Below are 23796 nucleotides of genomic sequence, written 5' to 3' on the forward strand. Positions count from 1 at the left end.
TTGCCCTGACTAGGCTCTAATGAAGTGTATAGAAACGCACTGTCATTGAGCGAAAAAGTCTGCAAGCCTCGCAAGGCAAAAGGTTTAGGGTCTCCGCATAAGAGTTAATGAATAAGGCTATGCTGACCTTAGGGCACGAGGACGGGCGTGAATTCGCTGCGACGGTCGCGCGGAATCTGCAGCTCGAGGTTGCCTTGGTTGCTGTGGGCGGTTTGGCGCGAGTTGCCGTTGCAACTGTTGGGCGGCGCTTCGGGGTCGGCAGCCTGCTGCTGGAGGTGGTAGGTCAATTCGCCTTGGAGGGCGTGCTCGACCAAGCGGGTGATGAGCTGTTTGAGCAGCCCATTCTCGCCGAGGATTTGCTCGGGATAGGAGTATTGCTGCCGGAGTTGGTTGAGGAGCTGGCCGGCTTAGGATGGGTCTGACTTGCGTCGGGGAATGGGTTGCGGTCTTCTAATGGGTTATCTTTCTGACCGCTTACAAAAAAACTTTACAGGCTCGGATGTGGAGATCTTTCTCCGGAGTTAAGCATGGTCTGCGACCATGTTTGTGGTACATTTGAACTATAGTAGACAGAGTGGTCGGCTCTAATTATTCTGCAAGTGCAGCGCTTTCGTTTGGCGGCAGAGCGATCGCCGCCGTCTGTCTTTGTCGAGTTCGCTAATGTCACACTGAGGAACCACAATGGGGATTCGAGAACGATACGAGCACGGTGTATTCTGCTGGGTCGATCTGGCAACCTCAGATCCAGACGCAGCCAAACCGTTCTATAACCAATTGTTCGGTTGGGAGTTTCAGGACATTCCTGTCGAGAACGCACCGCCCTATGCCATGGCATTTAAGGGAGAGCGACGAGTTGCAGCTCTGTTCCTCATGCCTGAGGAAATGAAGGACCAAAATGTTTCCCCCCACTGGCAGAGCTACATCAACGTTGAAGATCTAGACGCAGCCTTACAGCGCTGGCAAAGTGAGGGCGGTACGGTTTTAGTGCCTGCTTGCACGATCCTTGACTCCGGCCGCAAGGCCGTTGTTAGAGACCCGACTGGTGCGGTCGTCCATCTATGGCAGGCACAAGAACATATCGGCGCGGGTGTCGTTAACGAGGTCAATACTTATTGCTGGCCCGAGTTGCAAACCCGAGATGTGAAACGAGCCGCACGGTTCTACCAGTCCGTTTTTAACTGGGAAATCGAGGCTGAAGAAACACCACCCTATTACATCGGAGCCAAGGTCAAGGGTCACTACAACTGCGGGATGTTCGACCTTGAGCAAGCAAACTTACCTGGAGAAATATCCTCGTATTGGGCTGTATATTTCAATGTCGAGAATCTGGATACTGCTCTCGATTGTCTCAAGAATCTGGGAGGGACGGTGCTGATGGAACCAATGACCATCGAGCAAGGCCGCTTTGCGACCGTTGCAGACCCACAAGGTGCAGTCTTCACACTAATTGAACCGACTGAAGTTGACGATTAGGACCGCACAGTATATTCGGAACCTACGCCCACCTTGCTCGAATCGCTCCCGGCAGTATCATGCTGCCGGGGCTACTCTCGCAGTCGCGGGCATTTCTGGAAGATTGCCACTAGCACCAACAGTATTGTCTTCTCGTCGTAATCGAGCGCGTGCAGGTGGCGATCGCGTCATTTCCAGAGAGCGGCCTGATGTCGCTGATTTGCTCGCTAAAAATCGAGGGAGCGATGCGGCAGATAACGAACGAACTTTACTTTGCCAACAAGACTGGTTGCCACATCTGTCGCAGATACTTTGCAAGGCAGTTGGCTTGCAGAAACTGTGGCGATCGCTATGGAACGCACGCTTGAGTTTTTTAGGTATTCGACCGAAATCCTACGATAGTCGTGCTTTTAGTCGATCGCGCAATTGTATAGAACCTACGAAGTGTTTAATGCAAGCGACCTCCAGTGAAGAAGTCTCCGGAAGTCAATCCAGCGCGAGTAGGCTTTTCATTGCAGTTTGCTCGACCCGAACTCACGCTATATTAGATTGAGATTCGGCAATTGCCCCACCACCCGGTGAATGCAGACTTCACGCCATCCCTTGCGTCACAACACCCCACGCCAAAGGCGGTCGTTCGCGGTACTCTGCTAACTGCGTCCCCGATCGTCCGCACCGCCCTGCTTCAGGACTTGCAGGGGGTGGCGGATGTTCTGACCAATAGCTTTCATCCTCCGCACGGATTGCGTGCATTAATTCATCCTTTTTTGCGATTGGGCATCCAGGAGGACTTGCGGACGCGTTTGTGTGCCAACGGACAACACTACCTTTGTTTAGCTGCCTTGGTCTCGGCCGTGACGGCAGGTGGTTGCACTGAGCGGGTTGTCGGGACCGTTGAAATGTCCTTGAGCGTGCCCAAGAACTGGCTGGCACGTGACTATCAGTCAACTTATCTGTCGAATCTTGCTGTCAGCCCGGAATACCGGCGTTGCGGGATTGCGCGCCAGCTGTTGCGACGTTGCGAACAGGCAACCAGAGAATGGGGGCTGAACGAGATTTACCTGCATGTCTTAGAAAATAACAAGTCCGCTCGGACCTTATACAACCGCTGCGACTATCATTTGCGACGCGTTGATGTTGACTGTGCTTCGTGGCTGATGCGACGCCCGCGGCGCCTATTACTCGGCAAGCGTTTGACTTAGGATGACTCCGAGGAGAGTTAGTTCGCGCTACGTTAAGTCAGGCAAGAGATCGGTTTGCGCCGCTCGTCGTGACGGGCACGATCGACAAGCGACATTGAAGGGCATACGAAGCGGGCATGACAGTAGCGCTGGTAATTGGACTGGGGCGATCGGGTATCGCTGCCGCACGCGTTCTGGCGCGGGATGGTTGGAGGGTGACGCTTTGCGATCGTAGCGACACGCCCCCGCTTCAGCTTCGCGCTGCATCGCTGGTCGCTGAGGGCATTGAGGTGCGTTTGGGGGCAGACCCAGTGCTCGAGCCAGCAGCACCTCCGCAACGATTAGTAGCCAGTCCGGGCGTGCCCTGGGACGCGCCAATCCTTGTGCGGGCGCGCCAGTTAGGGGTCGATACGCTCGGCGAGCTAGAGCTGGCCTGGCGCTATCTGCGCGACAGTCCTTGGATTGGTATCACCGGCACGAACGGTAAAACTACAACTACTGCCCTCGTCGGGGCGATCTTGAAAACGGCTGGACTGAATGCTCCAACCTGCGGCAACATTGGCAACGCGGCATGCGAGGTTGCTCTCAACCGCCAACAGGGCATCGTGCCCGACTGGATCGCAGCCGAGGTCAGCAGCTACCAAATCGAATCTTCGCGCGATCTAGCTCCGGCAATCGGGATTTGGACAACCTTCACGCCAGACCACCTAGAACGCCACCGCACCATTGACAATTACTTTGAGATCAAGCGATCGCTTCTGCAGCGCAGTGCTCTTCGCATCCTTAATAGCGACGATCTGCATTTGCGGTCGGTAGCAACAGATATCTGGCCGGATGCGTTCTGGACGAGCATCAAAGGCCGCGCCCACCTGCCGGTGCCGATAGAGCGCGGCGTTTGTATTGAAGGCGGTTGGGTCGAAGCCTTTGGCGAGCGCGTGCTGCCGGTGTCATCGTTCTCAATGGTCGGGCATCACAATCGGCAAAATCTGCTGCTAGCCGTTGCAGCAGCACGCTTAGCTGGCGTCGATCTTGAGGCGATCGCGAGAGCCATTACCAACTTCAGCGGCGTGCCCCACCGTTTGGAGCGTTTGGGCAGCACGCGCGGCATCGAGTTTATCAACGACAGCAAGGCAACGAATTACGACGCAGCCGAGGTCGGGTTGAGCGCCGTGGACGCCCCGTCGATTTTGATTGCGGGCGGCTTAGCCAAAACCGGTGACGACTCGCGTTGGCTTCAAGCAATTCGCGATCGCGCTGCGGCCGTACTACTCGTCGGCAAAGCCGCTCCGACGTTGCAGGCCCGACTGCAACAGCTCGGTTACGATTGCGGCGAAATCGTAGAGACAGTGGAGGCTGCGGTGCCCCGCGCGCTGACCTTAGCCGAAAAGCTGGGGGCACGCGTGGTGTTGCTGTCCCCAGCTTGTGCGAGCTTCGACCAGTTCGCCAGCTTTGAGGAACGGGGCGATCGCTTCCGGCTGCTGTGCCAGCAGCTTGGTGTTAGTAAGTCGCTGACCTGAGTCTGCTAACCCGAGCCTTCCGTAGCACGATCGACTGCCAGCGGAATGTCGCATTTGCCTTAGATGCTTAGCGGTCATTTAACCATCGCGCAATGGCACCTTCAAGTTCTGGAAATGCCAGCGGACGGAGTGTGCCGCCGCTCATGTTGCTTGCGTTTGGTAGTTGTCCGAGGCACGCGATCGATTATTCGGTTCTAGTTCCGCAGCTAACCTCCACTGCCAACATCAGCGTAGCAATGGCAATTGATAGCGATCGCGCGAAGACAGTCGACCTGCTAGTGCCCCAGTCATTTACTAGTTTTCCGGTCTCGCTGGTGCCGAGGGGGCTGGCGACCAACATACGTGAGGTTTGGCGTTGCACCTATCAAAAATATAAGATAGCGTAATTCTAGAGGTGCCTTGCCTCTCCTCCGTCAGTGAGATTCTAGTGGAGATAACGGTTGTGGATACTGCCAAGATGGTGAGAGGAGTAACCCTTGACACGAGGCAAGTCGAACAACCCGCAAAAGTTGCGCCACGGGAAGAACTCGTGCTTCTGGCTCTCTATGGCAATGAGCTTTATGGCTTGGAGATCGCTCAAGCTATGGAAGAGGCTAGTACTGGGCGCAAGCAGTTCAAAATTGGTTCTTTGTACCCCACCCTACATGGTTTGGAGAAGCGAGGGCTTATCGAATCTTGGTGGGGAGATGAAGAGCGACCCGAGCTAGGTGGTGCCCGCCGACGTTACTACCGGATTACCGGAAAAGGTCGAGCCACCGTCGACGACTTCCAGCACTTCCGACAAGAGCTTATCCGCTGGCGGCCGTCCCCAACCTGAAGTCTGCTATTCCCTCACAGATGCAGATCTAGACCAATGGGAAGCTGAGCTTACTCGGCGAGAGCGGACGGATAGGCTATATCGGCGCTCGGTGAAATACCTGCGGCGGCCGCCAACCGACACTTGGGTTACTCGCTGGCTCGTCCCTCCGGTCTTCATGCTCTTAGCGCCTCGCGAACAACGCGAAGAATGGATTGGCGATCTCCACGAGGAGATTCTGAAGCTCAAGCGCCAGCAGCGATCGCGCGCTTGGATCGAGTTTTTGTGTTGCCTGGAGCTGCTGAGATTAATGGGATCGGCACTGAGTATCAAGCTCGGCGACCTGCGCGACTTCATTGCGTCTCTGTTTAAAAAACGTCCCTAGATCCAGACGGACTCAGGCTCAATCCCTGAATTCAAAGAAGTCCCCAAGCAAGAGCAACTTGCCTGGGGATTTGTGTCTTGACAATGACTAAGGTTCAACAGCAACCGCGCAACCGTTGTAGCGGTTCATAGCTTGCTCGACGCCCGAACGCAAGCTCAGCTCTGTTGCCTCGACAGCGAGATCCAGGACTTGCACGATCGCGTCCTTCTCATTGGGAGCAAAGCATCCGAGTACGTGCCCGATTGTTTCCCGTTTGCCGTCGGACTTACCAATGCCGATACGCAAGCGTGGAAAGGACTGCGTACCCAGGTGCGAGATTAAGGACTTAATGCCGTTGTGACCGCCAGCCGATCCGGAGAGACGCAGTCGCAAGCGGCCGACGGGCAAATCCATTTCGTCGTAGATCGCGAGCACCGACTCGGGGGGCAGCTTGTACCAGTCGCAGACCGCGCGGACCGACTCGCCGGAGCGATTCATGTAGGTAGTGGGTTTCAGCAAGCGCACTTTTCCGAGGCCCGGCGCGGCACCTTCGGCGTATTGTCCTTTGAACCGACGGTTCTCTTGCCAGGGCAGCTGCCAGGCGATCGCCAAGCGATCTACAACGTCGAAGCCAATGTTGTGGCGCGTGTGGGCATAGCGATCGCCGGGATTGCCAAGACCGACGAGAAGCTGTGGAATGAGGGGATCGGGCATGGCTGCACGGCGCTGCTAGCATGGTTGCATTGTCAACAGCCTACCCCAAGGCATCGCACCTCGCGACTCGCACGCCAGTTATGTCCACGCCGCTTGCGCCCGTGCTGCGCTACCTGCGCGTACTGCGCCTGTTTTGGAGCAGTTCGATCGCTGCCGAGTTAGAATATCCGCTTAATTTCGCGATCGCGGCACTCAGCAGTGTCGTCGGATTAGCCGGCAGCATTTTCGGGTTGTTCTTGTTCTACCGAACGGGCTATAACTTCGAGAATTGGCGCTGGGAAGAAGCGCTGTTGGTGATGAGCGCATTTACCCTGATGCAGGGCATTTCGGCAACGCTGCTGGTTCCCAATCTCAATCGCATCTTCGAGCAAGTTCAGCAAGGCACGCTGGATTTTGTACTGCTCAAGCCGATTGGCAGTCAATTCTGGCTGTCGGCTCGGGTTGTCTCGCCGTGGGGGTTGCCGGATGTCATCTTCGGATTCGCGATCGCTGCCTACGCGGGCAGTCGCCTCGACCTGAACTGGAGCGACTATCTTTTCGGATTGCTGCCGTTAATATTCGGCGTTGTCAGCCTTTATAGCCTGTGGTTTGTCCTCGGTACCACTTGCATTTGGTTCACCAAAATCAACAACGCCACCGAAGTGCTGCGTGGCTTGCTCGAGGCCGGGCGCTTTCCGATTTCGGCCTATCCAGGGATCTATCGCGTGTTCTTCACGTTTGTCGTGCCAGTCGCGTTTCTAACTACCGTACCGGTGGAAACCGTCCTTGGGCGCAGTCAAACTATATGGGTTGCCGGTGCTGGTTTTCTGGCTGCGGCGTTGCTCTGCTTCTCGGCAAAGTTCTGGCGCTTCGCCTTGCGGTTCTATACCAGTGCGTCCAGTTAAGTCACGCGATCGCGCGCTACTGGGTCGGAACAACGCAGGCGGGGCAGCTCGGCAGCTAGATCCGGCTCTATGATGAGGGGCAGTGTCCGATAGCTAGCGGTAACTGCCGACGAGATGAGCAAGCAACGCACGATCGCGTCCATCAACGACAAGATCCGCCGCCAACAGGCGACCGTATGGACGGTGGAGGAGTTGAAAGCACGGGTGCGCGAGGTCGGTACGGCGAAAGCCTTTGCCAGCGTGGATGTGGTGACGACGGGCACCTTCGAACCCGTGGAATCCTCTGGGGCGATGCTCAACCTCGGGCATACCGATCCGCCGATCAACATTCGCCAGTGCTGGCTCGATGGCATTCCTGCCTATGCGGGTTTGGGTGCAGTAGATTTGTACCTCGGTGCTACGGCGATGCCGGACTATACCGATGCCTCCGGCATGGAAGCGGATGCAGCCGCGCGCGATCGTGGGGGCGGTCATGTCATCGAGGATCTTGTTCTAGGCAAGCCCGTACAACTGCGGGCACTCGGTCAAGTTAGCGACTGCTATCCGCGCGCGTCCTTCGAGACGACGATTTCGCGCACGACGATCAATCAGTTTTATCTGCTGAATCCGCGCAATCTCTATCAGAATTTCATTGTCGGCGTCAATGCCGGCGATCGCGTGCTATATACGTACCTGGGCCCGCTGCAACCGCATTTGGGCAATGCCGTGTATTCCCATCCAGGCGCGCTATCGCCGCTCCTCAACGACCCGGATTTGCAGCTCGTCGGCATCGGCAGCAAGGTGTTCCTCGGTGGGGCAACCGGCTACGTTATCGGGGAAGGCACGCAGCATTTTCCGTTACAAAAACGTCTGCCCAATCGCACGCCGATCGGTCCGGCAGCGACGCTTGCAATCGCGGGCGATGCCAAGTTAATGGACTCGCGTTGGTTGCGCGGCTGCTATTTTCCAAACTACGGACCGTCGTTGATGCTGGGAATCGGCGTGCCACTCCCGGTGTTGAGCGAAGACATGGTCGTGCATTGCGCGATTGGCGATGATGATGTCGTCGCGCCCGTTGTAGATTTTTCGATTCCCCGGCGCGTGCGCCCGACATTCGGACTGGTGACTTACGCGCAATTAAAAAGTGGGCGGATCTCGATTGAGGGCAAACCTGTTCGCACGGCACCGCTGGCCAGCATTCCGAAATCGAGGCAGGTAGCTGAAGAGTTGAAAAAGTGGATTCTCGCCGGGCAGTTCACTCTCGCCGAACCCGTTGCGCCGATTCCTAAAGACCGGACGTTCCTGCCTCAAGATCGCCTCGGGTCTCAAATCGCCCTGGATTAGGCATGTCATCAGGACTTGTCGGGCTCGGCCTTTCTGTGCGATCGCTTCGCTCTGGTTTCGAGCAATCAGTCGCTGCATCTGTCCGGATCGGCAATTTAGTTCCAGCGACTATTGATGGCGCGATCGCAGCCGGTAATCGACTGAACTCTTATGGCAAGTTCGGTTAGGTTGTCGTCGTTGCCGCAAAACCGTTCGGCATCGGCACTCGGCATGCCCAGCGAGGTTGTTATCTCAACCGAACAATTGAACCACATTGCTGCAGCGAGGTTGCTCGCTTCCAAGGAGCGGCGATCGCGAACGCAATACAACAGATACTCATGTGCGCGCAGGGCAAATTCTCGATAGGCGGCCTCGTCGAACCAAGTTTCTGCTGCTAGCACGCTTGTAGCTCCCAAATGTTGGCGATCTTAGCGGGTTTGCGAGTGGATCCTTAGTCTCAGGGACGGGATCGATCGCGCTCGGTTGCTATCAGAGAAACAGTGCCAGTCGCAACCGCAATGAAGCTGTCTCGACAATTGCGCGGTTTCCTCGAATAGTCGGCGAACGTTCCTCGGTGGTTCCTCTGCTCGCCTCTAGCCTGGATTATTCACGAAGATTGTGAAAAAGCCTCAAACCCTTGCTCTAACTAGGCTCCAATCTACGTGTATAGAAACGCACTGTCATTGAGCGAAAAAGTCTGCAAGCCTTGCAAGGCAAAAGGTTTAGGGTCTCCGCATAAGAGTTCATGAATAATCCATGCTAGTACAAGCTTGGCAGCACTTACCGCGACCGCTGGGCAGAGCCTCTCGCCGCAAGCATCTGTTGTCTCCCCGGGGAGTGTTTGCGCCGCACACAACAGCAAGCTAGTTGAAGTCGGTCGCGCGACTGTCGGGCGTTGGGGTAAGTGGTAGAATCGGCGAGGCCTGCGCGGGACCGAGCCTCACCGCACACCCGCGGACTGCTTACCGAGTGAAACGATGAAGAAGTACGACGTATATGGCATGGGGAATGCTCTACTCGATATCGAGTATGAGGTAACCCCAGAGCTCCTTCAGGAACTGGGTATTGACAAGGGCGTCATGACCTTAATCGACGCCGACTGCCAGTCAGCACTCATGCAGCGTCTGGGCGCGATCCCGCATAAACGCAGCTCGGGCGGTTCGGCAGCTAACACGATCGTCGCAATCGCACAGTTCGGCGGCTCGTGCTTTTACTCGTGCAAGGTGGCGGCCGACGAGTTCGGAACTTCGTACCTGCAGGATTTAGAAGCGTGTCGCGTTGCAACAAACCTCACCAATGGCGATCGCGAAGACGGCACCACGGGGCAGTGCTTGGTATTTGTCACGCCCGACGCCGACCGTACGATGAATACCTTCTTGGGTATTTCGAGCCAATTTTCACAGCGCGAGCTGCTTCCCGAGGCCGTGGAGCAGGCTGAGTATCTTTACATTGAGGGGTATCTTGTGACCGGTGACGGCAGCAAAGCAGCTGCCGTGAAGGCGCGTGAGGTCGCGCAGGCTGCCGGGACGCGCGTGGCACTGTCGCTGTCGGACTTTAACATGGCGAAATTCTTTAAGCCAGGCTTTCTGGAGATGATCGGGGCGGGTATCGATGCGATCTTTGCCAACGAGAGTGAAGCGCTGACGATGGCAGAGTCGGAGAACCTCGATGACGCGATCGCCTATCTCAAAACCCTCAGCAAAACCTTTGCCATCACCCGCGGTGCTCGGGGTTCGTTGATCTTCGACGGCGAGACGCTGCTTGAAATTGCTCCCGTTAAAGTCAAAGCCGTCGATACCGTCGGTGCAGGAGACATGTATGCAGGGGCAGTGCTCTACGGACTGACCCACGGAATGGACTACGCTCAGGCGGGCAAGCTCGGTTCCCTGGCATCGGCGCAATTGGTCACGAATCTGGGGCCGCGCATGGAAGCGGATGCAGTCAAGGCGCTGTTGATGCAGGTCTAATCCTGGTTTTTGCAGGTTAGGAACGACGGATTCAACGAGTTATTCAACCCAGAGTTATTCAACCCATTGGAATCACTCTAGTCGCAGAGCGGACGGAGATGGCGTTGCCCTCCCAGCTGCTCGTCCCTAATTGCAAACCATCAATGTGGTTGCAGTTGCGAAGAGTGATGGTGGTCGAGCACTGCGAAATAGTGCGAGCATCCGGCATGTATGTCTGCTTCCACAGAAGATTCACACTTACAGCCCTGCAGCAGGCACGGGCTGGCAGCTAGGGCGAAGTTAAGCTGCGTGCCTAGTGCAGCCACTGCACCAGTACGAACCCAAGGCAGAGCAGAATGCTGCTTTGGATATGAAGCTTTGCAGCAATAAACTTACAGTTGCTGACGCGCTCAGGACGAGCGTGCTCGGCATTAACGTGCCGAACGAGTTCGACCGCTACGGGAGCGCTTGCAACAATCAATAGCGTCCAAGGCGAGAACATACCCAAGACTACGCCGATCGCGACAACCGCGAACGGACTTGCTACTATCCAGGGCAACAATCGCGCCGCCCGCTGCGTTCCCAGTCGGACCACCGGCGATCGCTTCCCCGCTGCGATATCGTCAGCAACTTGGTGAAAGTGCGAGCAGAATAAAATCAGCGACGTGCTGCTTCCGACCGCCAGCGACGCAACCAATGCAGATGGAGATACGGTCTGGGTTTGCGCGTAGTACGCTGCTGCAACTGCCACCGGACCGAAGCTGAGCAAGCAAATCGGTTCGCCCAAGCCCAGGTAACCCAGGCGGAAGGGCGGACCTTGGTAACTGTAGCCAAGCGCCACAGCCAGCACTATCAAACCCAACACCGTCCAGTCTTGCTGCCACCAGGCGATCGCACCAATTCCTGCAAGACCCAGGAGCAGAAATGCGTTGCTCGCCCAAAATACCAGCACCTTGTTACCGACAACTTTGACATAGGAACTATCCTTATTGACGTCGATGCCGGTGTCATCGTCAAAGACGTCGTTGCTCGTATTGAGCCAAGTCAAAATGCAAACTGCTGCCCCGATGAAGGACCAAAAATGGCTCGGCAGCCAACGTCCGGTGTCGCAATAAGCGACAGCTGTACCGAGGGTAATCGGCGCAATCGCAACGCTATAAATTGGAAGCTTAATAGCAGCTAGCCAGCGCTTGCCGTCGAATTTTTTAACAAAATTTGTCGTCGTCATCTGGTAGAGTAAGCGTCGCAATCAAGTGGCAAATAAGAGGCGAGCAGGGGTTCTGCAGTCGCGCTACGATAATCGAGATGCAGTCATAATCCGCGATCGCGCCATCAGTCGATTCTCTCAGGCATACCATTCTGTTGGCGGTTGAAGCTGCGACTTTTGGCTTTTTACACGCTTTTTAACAAACTTATCGCCGCCTTACGCATGCACGCCGTTCCCAGTTCCGTTCGCTCGAGTTCGCCGCTTGACTTGCCGTTCGATTTGCATCCCGGTAGCGAGCAGCGCGCGGTGCTAATGGCAGCTCGGGAGCGCGCGCGGCGGCGGGGCTGTCCGCAAGTTGTCGTCCTAAGGAGCGAACTGCCGCCAGTCGACCCACTGGCAGTTTTGCAAGCAGCGTATCGTTCCGATCGCCTCTACGGCTATTGGGAGCGGCGCGATCGCCACCACGCTATTGCGGCATTCGGTGCCGCAGCAAGCGCCACCTTTGCAACCGTGCGCCGGTTCGTGCAGGTACGCGAGTTTGTAGAGCGGTGGCGCGCGCGCCTCCTAGCCAGTGAAGAAGCAAGCACCCCAAAGTTTTTCTGTAGTTTTGCGTTTGCCGCTGCGCCCCCTGCGAGTGTGCCGCCGCCCCTGTTCCCAGCAGCAACAGTATTTTTACCCCACCACCAGCTCGAACGCTGCGGCGAGCGTGTCGAATTGACGACGCACTTGGTACTTTCGCCCCAAAACGACCTCGATGCACTGTGGGCAAACTATTGTCGCGATCTGCGGGCGATCGCGTGCATTCGCTCCGAGGTCGTACCCACCCCTATACTGCCTGCACAATGGTTGCAGCATCGAGAATCCAGACCGGAGCGATTTACTGCCGGGGTCAGCGGCGCGCTTGAGGCGATTGCAGCCGAGCAATTAGAAAAAGTCGTGCTGGCGCGATCGCTGGAGGTCGTCGCCCCGCTGCCGCTGAATCCGTTTGCCTCCCTCGATTTCTTGCGCCGCCAACATCCCGACTGCTTCGCGTTTGCAGTTGGTAACGGTCGCAATGCCCATTTTATCGGGGCAAGCCCCGAGCGATTGTTGAGCGCGCGCGATCGCCACTTAGTGAGCGATGCGCTGGCCGGATCGGCACCGCGCGGAGCGACGCCTGCAGAGGACGCTCGCCTGGCAGCCGCGTTGCTGGCCAGCGACAAAGAACAACGCGAGCATGCTTTAGTGCGCGAGTTCATTTGCCTGCGCCTGCGCCAGCTCGGTCTGAGTCCGCAAATGGGACCGCTACAACTCATGCAGCTGGCGAACATCCAGCATCTATGGACGCCCGTGCGCGCACTTGCGGACACGGGTCATTCAATCTTCGATATTCTCTCGCATCTGCATCCGACGCCAGCCGTTGCCGGACTGCCCCGAGCGCGGGCGTGCGACTACATCCAGAGCAGTGAAGCGGGCGATCGATCCCTGTACGCGGGACCGCTCGGGTGGGCAGATGGCAATGGCAACGCTGAGTTCGTCGTTGGCATCCGCTCTGCCGAAGTTGTTGGTGCGCGCGCGCGGTTGTGTGCGGGGGCGGGCATTGTGGCAGGCTCCGATCCGCAGGCAGAGCTCGCGGAAGTACAGCTAAAGTGGCAGGCAATGCTCCGGGCGTTGGGGCGGACCTAGCGGGTGCGCGGATGCTTCCAATCCATAGCAGCACTCCCCCAACTGTAGAAATAGCCGCGCAAACAGAAATGGTCGCGCAAACGGTTCGGTCGCGCACTCAGCGACACGGCAATTTGACGGTTAACAGCAGCGGCGTACTGCCGACAGCTTTTTAGCCGCCGCCTCAATCCTTGCGTCCCACCGCGCTCTGAAGTGCAATCTCAGAGATCGGCACCGGCGAGCGAGTCGGGTACGTGATGGGGGCGGAGGGACTTGAACCCTCACGACCTTGCGGTCAACGGATTTTCATTCTCCCGCAGCTTTCGCTGCTGCTCGTGCGAGCGTTGAGAATTGGACTCTCCCTTTACCCTCAGCGCAGTCTGTTAGGGCAGCTCCCGTCGAGTCTCTGCACCTTCCCCGGTAAGGTTATCTTTCCTTGCCTGGGCTTGGCTCAGGATTGCCTTATTCGCGGTGCGAACTTAGGTTTCCCTGAGTTTGAGAGCGGTCACTTAGCTGATTTCTCTGCTAAGGCTCAATTTACTTAAGTCCGCAGCGTCTACCATTCCGCCACGCCCCCGTGGCTGCTCGTCATTCTATCGCAATCGTTTAAACCACTCTGGAGCTAAAATCCGAGCAAGTCGCTCTGCACGTTAAGATAAGTTTCGACGCGCGTACGACACCGCAATGCAAGATTTGCCGATCCCGATTACCGAGTCGTTGATTTTAGCGCTCCTCTACACGACCTTGGGCGGGCTGTACCTCCTGATCGTGCCGGGCGCGACCTACTTATACCTCAATCGTCGCTGGTATACGGCTGGCTCGGTCGAACGGCTGTTCATGTACTTTCTCGTGTTTTTGTTCTTCCCGGGATTGTTGCTGCTCAGTCCGCTCTTGAACTTCCGCCTGCGGGGGCGCGAGGGATAGTATATGCGCCGAATCGACGCGATCGCTATTGCTTTGGGCGTCTTGATTGCTGGGTTAGGGTCCTATTGGCTGCTGCAAGCAACCGGTCTTGACAGTCTACAGGCTGGCATCTGGAGCCAGGTGCTGCTCGTAGGCGGGTTAGTTGGCTGGTTGCTGAGTTACGGGTTGCGGGTGGTAACGCACAACATGACCTACCACCAGCAGCTCGACGAGTATGAAGAGGCCGTGCTGCAAAAACGCATCGACGAGCTTTCACCCGAGGAGCTCCTGCGATTGCAAGCAGAGGTTGCGGCAGAGCAGCAAGCGCAGGCACCTTTGGACGGCGGCACGGGCGACAAACGCCCCCCCGGACCTCCAGGCGCGCCCGAATCACTCCACTGAGGCGGACCACTAAATTACTACCCCGCACGCTTCCCGCTGGCAGACCCGAACCAAACGCCGACTGCTCTAAGCGGCTGTTTGATAAGTCGATTGGCGTGAAATCGGGCACATGCCTCACAACGAGAGAATGGGACTTTCGCGACCTCACCAAGGATCGCTCGGGTTAATCCGAACCCCGAACTGGGACTTTTTAAATGGCCTCTAAGCTAGAAGATGGCGTTTTAGCGGGATCGATACCGCGTCTTGAATTAATGTCCGTTTCCGATCGCTTTGTCGAACTGCGTGCTTCCAGCCAGTGCGCGTTGATTCCGTTTCTGACCGCCGGCGACCCCGACCTTGCTACTACTGCGACTGCCCTGCGGGTCCTCGATCGCGCGGGGGCCGACATCATCGAACTGGGTGTCCCCTACTCCGACCCGCTCGCGGACGGTCCGACCATTCAGGCCGCTGCGACGCGCGCACTGCAGCGAGGTGTTCGCCTGGATCGCGTTTTAGAAATCGTTGCCGACGCCCGCGCCGAGGTGCGCGCGCCGATCGTGCTCTTTACTTACTACAACCCGATCTTCCACCACGGCATCGAAGCGTTTCTCGACCGCGTCGCTGCTGCTGGCGTCAGCGGCATGGTCATCCCGGATTTGCCGTTGGAAGAGGCTGAGGTCGTGCTAGCTCCGGCAGCCGAGCGCGGTATTGAGGTAACGTTACTGGTCGCCCCGACGAGCCCGCTAGAACGCATTGAGGCGATCGCGCAGCAATCCCAAGGATTTATCTATCTCGTCAGTGTGACTGGTGTCACTGGAGCGCGGGCGCAAATTGCCGAGCGCGTGCAGACTCTGCTGCCGCAGTTACGGCAGGTTACCGACAAACCGATTGGTGTTGGCTTTGGCGTATCACAGCCGGAGCAGGCTAGCCAGCTGCGCGCATGGGGAGCAGATGCAGTCATTGTCGGCAGCGCGTTTGTCAAGCGCCTCAGCACCGGCAGCCCTGCTGAAGGACTGGTTGCAATCGAAACCTTTTGTCGCGAGCTCAAACAGGCAATTGCACCTGACCCCAGCTAACTCGGACCCCGGAAAACACCCCGATCGGGGAGTAGTCCTGCACGGTGGGGGTGTTGCAGCGCAAAACATTTAGGAGCCATACTCCCAACCCAGCACGAGCATCACACTTCAGAATCGCCCACCTCGCGAAGCCATACCAACTCTAGGAAGTACTGCAACAAATGGCAGATCGGGAATCTTTTGCGCCTCGGGATTGTTTGCCTCATCTGTCGTAAGCATTGTGCAAACTGATATCAGTAAATCCTAGTAATTGAGAATCAGCAGCTCGTTAATCTGCCCGCGCTTGGTGGCGTCGCTGTTGATGCTGCGACTAGCACGTACGCGCTCGATTCTAAAGTCGGCATAAAGGCAATCGAAAAAGTCGTCCTCCGCGTCGATGTTGTGCGGGTCGGAGTTGCTGAGCATTAACCGAGCTCCAACCTGATGCAAGTCGCTGTAATACTCGCAGAGTCGTTGCTGTTCGCGATCGCTAAATGCTTGCGTTGAGTAGGCCGTGAAGTTAGCCGTTTTGCTCAGCGGTCGATAGGGCGGATCGAAATACACGAACGTGTTGGAGTCAACAAGATCGCGGCAGTCGGTGAAATCGCCGCAGTAGATTTTGGCGCGTTGCAGAAAGTGCGAAACAGCACGCAAGTTCTCCGCATCGCAGATGCGCGGCTTGACATAGCGTCCGTGAGGAACGTTAAAATCCCCTTTCGAGTTGACGCGAAATAACCCGTTGAAACAAGTCCGATTGAGAAATAGTAGCGTTGCCGCTCGCTCGACCCACGCCGCACTATATGCGTGCCAGTCAATCGCCACACGCGCAGCGTTGTGCCGTTCTCGCTGTTGGTAAAAATAATCCTTCCGGTCGCCGGTGTCTAGTCTTAGATAGTCCGACTGAAGTTGCGAAAGGCACTCGATCAGAGCGTCAACATCGGTCCGAACGACTTTGTAGATCGAGGCGAGTTCGGGATTGAGATCGTAGAGAACGATCTCCGACACGTTGTAGTGTTGCGCGACGTGTAAAAATACCGCTCCACCTCCAACAAACGGTTCGATGTAACGCGAAATGCGACCTTCTTTGAGCTGGGGAGGGAAATAAGTGTCGATGCTCGAGAGCAACTGCGTCTTGCCGCCCGCCCACTTTAATAACGGCTTCGCCAAAAATAACGGCTTCGCCAAAGGCTTCGCGCGCTCCGACTCTGGCAAACCGACCGATCGCTCGCTGCTAGTAGGGACGGGTCCGACGGGCTCGATAGATTTAACAGATGACATGCAGGCGAACGCATTCAGTCGAAACGTATGTATCTATACTCGCACGACGTCAAACACGTTTACCTAGTTGCCTGAAAAGGCATTTCGCGAGACTTTTTACAGCCGTTCTACAAAACCTCAGTCGGCCGTCAATCGGTCACTTCTGCCATTTCGATCACGCGATCGCTGAGGTCTTTGACCAAAAAGTTGAGCGGTTTGGTGCGGCGGATCTTATATTTCAATCGTCGTGCGCGAACGCGTCCGAGTACTTGATCGAGACATTTGCGATCGAAGCAAACGTGGCGATGGCGCTCGCGACGATCGGCTTCAGGGCGGCTGGGATTTACACGACTCGGATTGGCACCGGCAATCACGTGCAGCTGCGTATTTTTCTTGAGCTGATACCACAGTCCGTCCGGCATCGTACCCGTACCTACCGGCACGGTTGAATTTAGCGGCATGTATAGCGGATCGACACCTGCCGTCCCCAACGTTTGCTCGTAGTTGTAGTAGTAATGCAAGGGAACGTCTGCTGCCGACAAGCACAAGACGCCTTCGTAAAACTCCCGCGCCACCTCCAAATCCGACACCATCATCGTGTAGACCTTCGGCGCGCTCGTTAGGAACATCCACATTGCTCCGGCGTAAGCCACTAGCAACATGACCATGATGCCCTGGGTTGAGAACAGCGAATCGGTCAGGCCGGGAAGCAACGCTCCGAGCAGTATCGCCGACACCGCGCGCTCGACGCCGATGCTGAGGGGAAACGCCATCGCTATCGTAGACAAATCCATCGAGTTACGTTAATGCGGTGCTTGCAGTCGTTAACAACATGAGGGAGAAATTGTGCGTCGGGCAGCGTCAATACCTTAGTAATCTCGGCGTGGAAGCTCGTTTGGTTGAGAAGATTACCGCAGCACTGCCGCACTCGCTATCATCTAGGCTAGCTCAGACAAGCGATCGCTTCCTGTCGTCCCCACGTTTGCCGTTCGAACTCTGGTGCAGCCCGTGCGAATTCCCCATTTTCCCGAAGCACAACATCCCATCGTGCGCTCGCTGGCAACCTCAAGCGATCGCGACCTGCTTGCTGATTTTCGAGAACATCCCGAGCAGGGCAAGTACTTTACCGCACTTTTCTGCCGGTATAGTCCGCTGATTTACGCGCTAGTTCGCCACGGTGCGCGATCGCCCGTACAAGCAGACTACTTGTTCGCGCTGACCTGGCGGCATATGTATCACGAACTGCGCGGTTTGGATCCGCTGCTGGTTGATGACGAGGGCGAGAACTCACTGCAAAGCTGGCTGGTACGAACGGCAGGATTCTGTGTCAGTCAAATCGAGCTGCCGCCGCCAGAGGATATCAACTACGATTTGCAAGCTGCCTCGCCACCGCTATGGTGCCACCTAGAGCTAGCAATGGATCGCTTGCCACCGCTGGAGCGCTTTGTCGTACTGATGGCTCAGACGTTCCACTGGAACGATACGCGCATCGCAGCGTATTTGCAGGCAGAAGAAGAAATGCTTTCCCCCGCTGAAGTTCGGGCGGCGCTTCAGGACGGGTACCGCCAACTCGAGCAAGCACTGCCTGCAGATATTCGGGCAATTTACCTCGCCCAACGTCCGCTCGCGGCATAGCACCGGAGAGCGCGGTGCTCTGAAGTTTCTCCCGAACGACGAGGCGATCGCGCTAACCGCCATACTGTATGCGATAGATCCGACCGTTAGCTTCCTCAGTTACTAGCAGGCTGCCGTCAGGCAGTACCAGCAAGCCGACCGGACGCCCCCAGACAGTGGGTCCCCAAGCATCGAGCAAGAAGCCGGTCAGGAAGTCTTCGTAGTGTCCCAGCGGGCGGCCGTCCGCAAAGGGCACGAAGACGACTTTGTACCCCGTACCGCGATCGCGATTCCATGAGCCGCGAAATGCGACGAATGCCCCATGGAGATAGCGTTTGGGGAAAGTGCTGCCATCGTAAAACTGTAAGCCCAATGCCGCCGAGTGGGCTTGGAATAGGACATCTGGGGTTTGCGTTCGGGCAGCTAATTCCGGATTTGTGCTCCGGTTGCCGTCGAGGTGGCGCGGATCGAGCAGGTCGGGGCGCAGGTAAGTATAGGGCCAGCCGAAGAACTCGCCCGTGCGGATGCGCGTGAAATAATCCGGTACCAAGTCATCGCCAAGCAGATCGCGTTCGTTGATCGTGGCGTACAGCTCGCCCGTCACCGGGTGAAAATCCAAGCCGACGGGGTTGCGCAGCCCGTAAGCAAATGTCTCCCGACCGCTTCCGTCCAAGCTCATCACCTGTACAGAGGCACGCGGTAGGGGCTCAACGGCTGCATTCGAGCGCGAGCCGATCGAGACGTATAGGCGATCGCCTCCCGGTGCGGCAACGACATTGCGCGTCCAGTGTTGGTTATAGCCGCCACCGGGTAGCTCGGCAATTGGAACGCCCCGACCGGATAGAGACCCGCTAGATTCGTCGTATGCGAAGCGGCGTACGCCGTTGTGATTGCCCAAGAAAAACGACCCACCGGCAAACGCCATACCAAACGGGATGTCGAGGCCGTTGCCGGCCGTCGCAAACGCAGTTATGTCGTCGGCAGTGCCATCGCGATCGGTGTCGCGCAGGCGGCGGATGCGATTGGCGCGCGTTTCGGTCACTAACACGTCGCCTTCAGGGGTCAGGGCCAGCCAGCGCGGGCTCGCCAACCCTTCAGCAAATACATTGACAACAAACCCCGAGGGCACCTTTAGCGTTGGGGCCTCGGGGATGGGAACCACCTGCGGCGGCTTCGAAGCACTAGCCGAAGCATAGGGAGCAGGCAAATCATCGACAGCAATGTCGATGGGCGCGGGCTTTAGCGGTTCGACTGCGATCTCAGTTCGAGCTGAGACGAGCTGCGCTATGTCTGCAGGCAACGGTTTGGACGATACGCCGGTATCCGGGGCGAGCGGACGGCAGGCCGCGATCGCCACCAGCAACGAGAGCAGGGAGCAGCGATGCATGACGAGTGAGGGGTCGGCGTTGCCGACACGGGGAGGAGTAGGGAGTAAGGCAACCCAACGTCAGCGTGCCTTAAGACGTCAAGTGAAGGGATTGTCGTTGTGAGGAAGTGCATCGGCACCTTCGCCGGCAGCAGGATCTCGACCTTCTGCAGAACTGGAGTCACTAGCGTCGTCAGTCTCATCCTCGGGGAACATCTCGAAGAGGCTTTCGATTTGCGCTCCTGCATCGTCTGGGTTGATGGCGTCGAGGTCGATCGAGAGGTCGTGAAGGGCGAGTTCGCCCTCCGAGGACGCCGCGTCATCAGCGAGCAGCGAATCCAGCTCCGCCCATTCGGAGTCGAGCTCTGCAACCGTCTCCTCGACTACGGCCGGCTCGTTTGCCAATTTAAAAGATTCTGCTACCGGGAGGGGTGGCGCGAAAGTTTGGGTCCCGTCTGCAGCAGCAGTTGCTTGGGCAAGCTGCTGCTCGAGGGCGGACACGCGTTGCTCGTAGTCAGCCCGGACGCGCTCGAGCGCGTCCGCATGCTGTGCTTGCAGGCTCTGAAGTTGCCCGTCCAGTTCGGTGCCCACATCTGCCGCATATTCACCACCAGCCGTTGGTTTGTTAGATGGCGAGGACTGCAGATAACTTTCGAGCTCGGCAATTCGGGCTTCGAGGTCGGCGCGACCAACGGCAACTGCGTTTTGAATTTCAGCGTCGTGCTTCTGATGAAGTAGTTGGAACTGCTCTTCGTATTGAGATCGCAGCGCCTCAAGTTCTCCATGATGCTGGGCTTGATGCCGGTGCTGGAATTCCCGAACGATGCGTTCGACTTCGACGTCGATTTCCTCTTGTCGATTCTTATTAGCTTCCTCGAGAGCTGTCTGGATGCGGGCGTCTGTTTGGCGGATCAAAACTTCGCGATCGCGCTGTAGATTCTGCAGGTCTTTTCGTAGATTGCTCGTAGCATCGCGTACGCGCTTTTCAGCATTGCGCTCGGCGCTCTCTAACTGCTGCTGTCGCTCTCGCTCGCTAGTTGCAAGTTGTTCTTGAGACTGCAGGCGCAAAAAGAAGAACGTACCCCCTACTCCAATGAGGAGACCGACTAGGGCAAACACAAAATTCATCAGAGTTTCTCCCTTTAGTTTCCCGGTTCGCTCGGGACGACAACCTCGCCGTCCGATAAAGAAAGTTTCATCAACTAGACGTTAGGTTACAGTAAACGCGGCTGCCAGCCTCGTTATTTTTCGCAAACGTCCCCAACTCGGTCGTTGACGGCTATATGGTTGCTGGAGTTGCTTGGAGGACTGAAGTTATGTTGCACTCTCCCGCTCGTACTGCACTCGCACTACTCGGCTGCTTAGCAGGCAGCACGACCGTAACAGCCGTTGTGCAGGCCGAATCCGTATTGCATTTAACCTATCCACCCTTGCAACATCAGACGACCGCCGAGCGGATTTTTCTGATCGGCACGGCTCCCCCAAGTGGGACGGTGATGGTTAACGGCCGAGCGATCGCGCGCAGTGCAGCCGGACACTTCGCCCCCAGTTTCCCCCTCCAGCTGGGCGATAATACCTTTGTATTGGACTATAACGGTCGCGACGAACAGCGCGTCGTAGTGACTCGCGTGCCGATTGCACCGCCGCTGCCGGATGGTGCGGCTTTTTTACCCGACTCCCTCGTTCCTGCCCGCACCATCACCCGCTTACCCGGCGAGACTATCTGTCTGGAGGCAACAGCAGCACCCGACGCGATCGTTCGCGCGCATCTCAGCGGACTAGATATAGCCCTCTCACCGCAGCCGCCTGCAGTCAGGCTCTCCTCTAACGCAGCCGTGTTAACTGCGACCAATCGCCCGCAGCCGATCGCTTACCAAATCTTCGCCAGCTGCATCCGCGCGATCGCGGCCGGACCGTTGGGCATACCGGAGTTCTATCTCGAACTCGACGGCGAGCAAATCGCTCGCTCGGGACCAGGCAGCATAGAGATTCTGGAGCCCAGCGCGTTGACGGTGGTGGAGGTAACTGCTGCTGCTGGCGTTGCGCGCTCGGGTCCGAGTACGACGTATTCCCGCTTGACGCCGCTGCCACGCGGCACGCGGGCGACCGTCACCGGTGCCGAGGGCGACTGGTTGCGCCTCGACTACGGCGGATGGATTCGCGCTAGCGAGACGCAACCGCTGGAGAGTGTCGTGCCCCCGCAAGCGATTGTGCGGGGGCTGAGCGCGCGTCAAGTACCCGGGGCAACTGAAGTAACGATCCCTCTCAGCCTGCCCGTGCCGATTGCCATCCAACAGGACGACGATACGCTGACGCTGACGCTCTTTAACACGGTCGCCCAAACCGACACGATCCGTTTCGATGCCGATCCCCTTGTCCGCCGCCTGGATTGGGAGCAACGCGACCCGACAACGGTGCAGTATCGCTTCCAATTGCGGAGCGCTCAACAATGGGGATACACCGCGCGCTACGACGGCACGCAGTTGGTATTGCAACTGCGCCATCCGCCCCAACGCCAGTCGAGATCCCTGACTGGTGTAGTGGTTCTACTCGATCCCGGTCACGGCGGGGACGAACTCGGGACCCGCGGTCCGACGGGATATCCCGAAAAGGCAATGAACTTAGACGTCTCAATGCTGCTGGCGCAAGCGTTGCGCGAGCGGGGAGCGACAGTGTATCTGACGCGCACGGACGATAGCGCCGTGTCCTTGGGCGATCGCGCGGCGGCCATCGCCGAGCAGCAGCCCACTGTAGCCCTTTCGATCCACTACAACGCCCTGCCCGACGACGGCGACGCAATAGAGACGGCTGGTATCGGCGCATTTTGGTATCATCCCCAAGCGCACGACCTCGCGGCGTTCCTGCACGACTACCTTACCGAAACGCTCGATCGCCCGTCCTATGGCGTGTTTTGGAATAACCTCGCCCTAACGCGACCGCACGCAGCTCCAACGGTTTTACTCGAACTCGGATTTGCCATCAATCCTGAGGAGTTCGAGTGGATTATCGATCCGCCTTCGCAACAAGCTCTCGCCCGCGCGATCGCTGATGGGCTCGTTCGCTGGTTCGATCGCGTTGCGCCCCAACCGACCGAGCCGAAGAGATGATGTGACACAACAATAAACATCGAGACAATAAACATCGAGACAATCGCGCGGACCTTTGCATAGACCCTAGAAGTTGCGATCGCGGCAAAACTCCCAACTGGATGCCGACGAGCGTGCCGATTGCTTCGGCACCTACGCTGCCCGAGAATTCAGTTAACCGCTGCGTTCGCCTAACCTGGATTATTCACGAAGATTTTGACGAAGCCTCAAACCCTTGCACTGACTAGCCTGGATTATTCATGAGTAGGCCGAAATGGGCAGAGCCTGGGGAACATCAAGGGTAACCCAGGCTGTCGAACCTTCTCGTCGGTCTATTTCTGCCTCAATCTGCCTTTGTCTGCCTAATTCGGGCACGATTGCAGCTCATTTTCTCCGCGAAGACATACGTCTCCCTTGGCGGATTCACCGCTCATTGCGCTGTTACGCTTGCTCCACATAACTGCCGCGCTATCTGACGGATTTCCTCGGCATATGGACAGTGGGACGATAGGTCTATTAGCACGCGCCGCGCTGTCGTTCGCACTCGCCCAGCGACTTTAATTAGCGTTGCGCGCAATCGGGTCACTTGGGCTCGCTCCAGACGCGTTCCCTTCGCTGCCTCCCGGATTCTCAGCATCAGGATGTACGCCGCTTGCCCTAACAGTAAACGGAACTGATTGCCCAAAAAGCTTTGGCAGCTCAGTCGGTCTGCTCTTAAGCCTCGCTTCAGTTCTTTGATGCGATGTTCGGAGTCTGCGCCTCGTTGCACGTAGAGTTGGTCGTATACCGCTGCGGCATCCCACGTTAAATTGGTCACTAGAAAGCGGAGGTTTCTCCCTTTTTCTGTCCATTCTGCCTTGATGACTAACCGGCGCGAATACGCCCAACTTTTCGCCGCATATCGGTCCTCGCCGAACCAACGCACCTTCTCTCCCGTGCGGTCGTATTCCCGACGCACCCGCTCCACCAAGTCAGCGCTTTTGCCCTCCAGCACTGGATTACGTGCAAATCCACTCACGTAGGTCACTCCCGCTCGTTCGTACAAACGCAGCAGTTCGGGCAAGGCAAAGCCACCATCCGTTCGGATAACTAATTCCACGTTTGGCCAGACCCGTCGCAACCGCCAG

Annotated in this window: 24 protein-coding genes; 16 read left to right on the plus strand and 8 right to left on the minus strand. The window is 57.2% G+C overall.

All coding sequences use genetic code 11. The features are described from left to right. Positions 1-107 precede the first annotated feature (107 nt). From KR51_RS21440 to KR51_RS15590, 7 genes are all read left to right on the plus strand, one after another. On the plus strand, positions 108-422 hold the full coding sequence (locus KR51_RS21440) for a hypothetical protein (protein WP_022609072.1): 315 nt from the start codon (positions 108-110) through the stop codon (positions 420-422). Positions 423-681: 259 nt separating this feature from the next. Further along, complete coding sequence (locus tag KR51_RS15570; protein WP_022609073.1) at positions 682-1473, plus strand: VOC family protein; 792 nt, start codon at positions 682-684, stop codon at positions 1471-1473. A gap of 557 nt (positions 1474-2030) precedes the next feature. After that, positions 2031-2654, plus strand: coding sequence for a GNAT family N-acetyltransferase (locus tag KR51_RS15575; protein ID WP_022609074.1), 624 nt, complete (start codon positions 2031-2033; stop codon positions 2652-2654). A gap of 116 nt (positions 2655-2770) precedes the next feature. Then, positions 2771-4150, plus strand: a complete 1380-nt coding sequence (gene murD / locus KR51_RS15580; RefSeq protein WP_022609075.1) for a UDP-N-acetylmuramoyl-L-alanine--D-glutamate ligase — start codon at positions 2771-2773, stop codon at positions 4148-4150. 92 nt (positions 4151-4242) lie between these two features. Further along, a complete protein-coding gene (locus KR51_RS19925; protein WP_156915148.1) occupies positions 4243-4536 on the plus strand; it encodes a hypothetical protein in 294 nt (97 codons plus the stop codon). A 56-nt stretch (positions 4537-4592) separates the two neighbouring features. After that, positions 4593-4967, plus strand: coding sequence for a PadR family transcriptional regulator (locus KR51_RS15585; protein ID WP_232214632.1), 375 nt, complete (start codon positions 4593-4595; stop codon positions 4965-4967). Positions 4968-5124: 157 nt separating this feature from the next. Continuing rightward, positions 5125-5331, plus strand: a complete 207-nt coding sequence (locus tag KR51_RS15590; protein ID WP_022609078.1) for a hypothetical protein — start codon at positions 5125-5127, stop codon at positions 5329-5331. Positions 5332-5418: 87 nt separating this feature from the next. Here the strand turns inward: KR51_RS15590 and pth are convergent, their stop codons facing one another. Further along, positions 5419-6024 carry an aminoacyl-tRNA hydrolase gene (pth, locus tag KR51_RS15595; protein ID WP_022609079.1) on the minus strand — a complete coding sequence of 202 codons (606 nt, stop codon included), beginning with the start codon at positions 6022-6024 and terminating at the stop codon, positions 5419-5421. 80 nt (positions 6025-6104) lie between these two features. Between pth and KR51_RS15600 the strand changes: the two genes are divergently transcribed. Continuing rightward, positions 6105-6908, plus strand: a complete 804-nt coding sequence (locus tag KR51_RS15600) for an ABC transporter permease (protein WP_198016808.1) — start codon at positions 6105-6107, stop codon at positions 6906-6908. A 114-nt stretch (positions 6909-7022) separates the two neighbouring features. Further along, positions 7023-8231 (plus strand): homocysteine biosynthesis protein, encoded by a 1209-nt coding sequence (locus KR51_RS15605; protein WP_022609081.1) that lies wholly within the window; start codon positions 7023-7025, stop codon positions 8229-8231. Positions 8232-8326: 95 nt separating this feature from the next. Here the strand turns inward: KR51_RS15605 and KR51_RS15610 are convergent, their stop codons facing one another. Beyond that, a complete protein-coding gene (locus KR51_RS15610) occupies positions 8327-8611 on the minus strand; it encodes a hypothetical protein (protein WP_022609082.1) in 285 nt (94 codons plus the stop codon). 576 nt (positions 8612-9187) lie between these two features. On the opposite strand from KR51_RS15610, the gene KR51_RS15615 reads away from it, so the two are divergent. Beyond that, positions 9188-10177, plus strand: coding sequence for an adenosine kinase (locus KR51_RS15615; protein WP_022609083.1), 990 nt, complete (start codon positions 9188-9190; stop codon positions 10175-10177). A 292-nt stretch (positions 10178-10469) separates the two neighbouring features. Here KR51_RS15615 and menA read toward each other — a convergent pair whose 3' ends face one another. Beyond that, entirely contained in the window at positions 10470-11384 is a 915-nt protein-coding gene (menA, locus tag KR51_RS15620; protein ID WP_022609084.1) for a 2-carboxy-1,4-naphthoquinone phytyltransferase, read from the minus strand. Positions 11385-11585: 201 nt separating this feature from the next. Here menA and KR51_RS15625 point away from each other — a divergent pair, with 201 nt between their 5' ends. From KR51_RS15625 to trpA, 4 genes are all read left to right on the plus strand, one after another. Next, positions 11586-13028 carry an isochorismate synthase gene (locus KR51_RS15625; RefSeq protein ID WP_022609085.1) on the plus strand — a complete coding sequence of 481 codons (1443 nt, stop codon included), beginning with the start codon at positions 11586-11588 and terminating at the stop codon, positions 13026-13028. A 663-nt stretch (positions 13029-13691) separates the two neighbouring features. Then, positions 13692-13931: an NAD(P)H-quinone oxidoreductase subunit L gene (gene ndhL, locus KR51_RS15635; RefSeq protein WP_022609087.1), complete on the plus strand. Its 240-nt coding sequence runs from the start codon at positions 13692-13694 to the stop codon at positions 13929-13931. 3 nt (positions 13932-13934) lie between these two features. Next, positions 13935-14312, plus strand: coding sequence for a DUF3007 family protein (locus tag KR51_RS15640; RefSeq protein ID WP_022609088.1), 378 nt, complete (start codon positions 13935-13937; stop codon positions 14310-14312). A 251-nt stretch (positions 14313-14563) separates the two neighbouring features. After that, a complete protein-coding gene (gene trpA / locus KR51_RS15645; RefSeq protein WP_022609089.1) occupies positions 14564-15367 on the plus strand; it encodes a tryptophan synthase subunit alpha in 804 nt (267 codons plus the stop codon). 243 nt (positions 15368-15610) lie between these two features. On the opposite strand, the gene KR51_RS15650 is transcribed toward trpA, so the two are convergent. Beyond that, a complete protein-coding gene (locus tag KR51_RS15650; protein ID WP_022609090.1) occupies positions 15611-16624 on the minus strand; it encodes a DNA adenine methylase in 1014 nt (337 codons plus the stop codon). A gap of 128 nt (positions 16625-16752) precedes the next feature. Beyond that, complete coding sequence (locus KR51_RS15655; RefSeq protein ID WP_051358255.1) at positions 16753-17376, minus strand: VOC family protein; 624 nt, start codon at positions 17374-17376, stop codon at positions 16753-16755. Between the two features lie 235 nt (positions 17377-17611). On the opposite strand from KR51_RS15655, the gene KR51_RS15660 reads away from it, so the two are divergent. Beyond that, complete coding sequence (locus KR51_RS15660; protein ID WP_198016809.1) at positions 17612-18238, plus strand: RNA polymerase sigma factor; 627 nt, start codon at positions 17612-17614, stop codon at positions 18236-18238. Between the two features lie 52 nt (positions 18239-18290). Here the strand turns inward: KR51_RS15660 and KR51_RS15665 are convergent, their stop codons facing one another. Together KR51_RS15665 and KR51_RS15670 are read right to left on the minus strand one after the other, a co-directional pair. Beyond that, entirely contained in the window at positions 18291-19604 is a 1314-nt protein-coding gene (locus KR51_RS15665; protein WP_022609093.1) for a PQQ-dependent sugar dehydrogenase, read from the minus strand. Between the two features lie 78 nt (positions 19605-19682). Next, on the minus strand, positions 19683-20711 hold the full coding sequence (locus tag KR51_RS15670) for a hypothetical protein (RefSeq protein ID WP_022609094.1): 1029 nt from the start codon (positions 20709-20711) through the stop codon (positions 19683-19685). 188 nt (positions 20712-20899) lie between these two features. Here KR51_RS15670 and KR51_RS15675 point away from each other — a divergent pair, with 188 nt between their 5' ends. Further along, positions 20900-22690 (plus strand): N-acetylmuramoyl-L-alanine amidase, encoded by a 1791-nt coding sequence (locus KR51_RS15675; protein ID WP_022609095.1) that lies wholly within the window; start codon positions 20900-20902, stop codon positions 22688-22690. A gap of 409 nt (positions 22691-23099) precedes the next feature. Here the strand turns inward: KR51_RS15675 and KR51_RS15680 are convergent. Beyond that, positions 23100-23796 (minus strand): IS1380 family transposase (locus KR51_RS15680; RefSeq protein ID WP_022609096.1); only part of this gene is annotated, 697 nt, incomplete at its 5' end.

The organism is Rubidibacter lacunae KORDI 51-2, assembly GCF_000473895.1.
Lineage (GTDB): Bacteria > Cyanobacteriota > Cyanobacteriia > Cyanobacteriales > Rubidibacteraceae > Rubidibacter > Rubidibacter lacunae.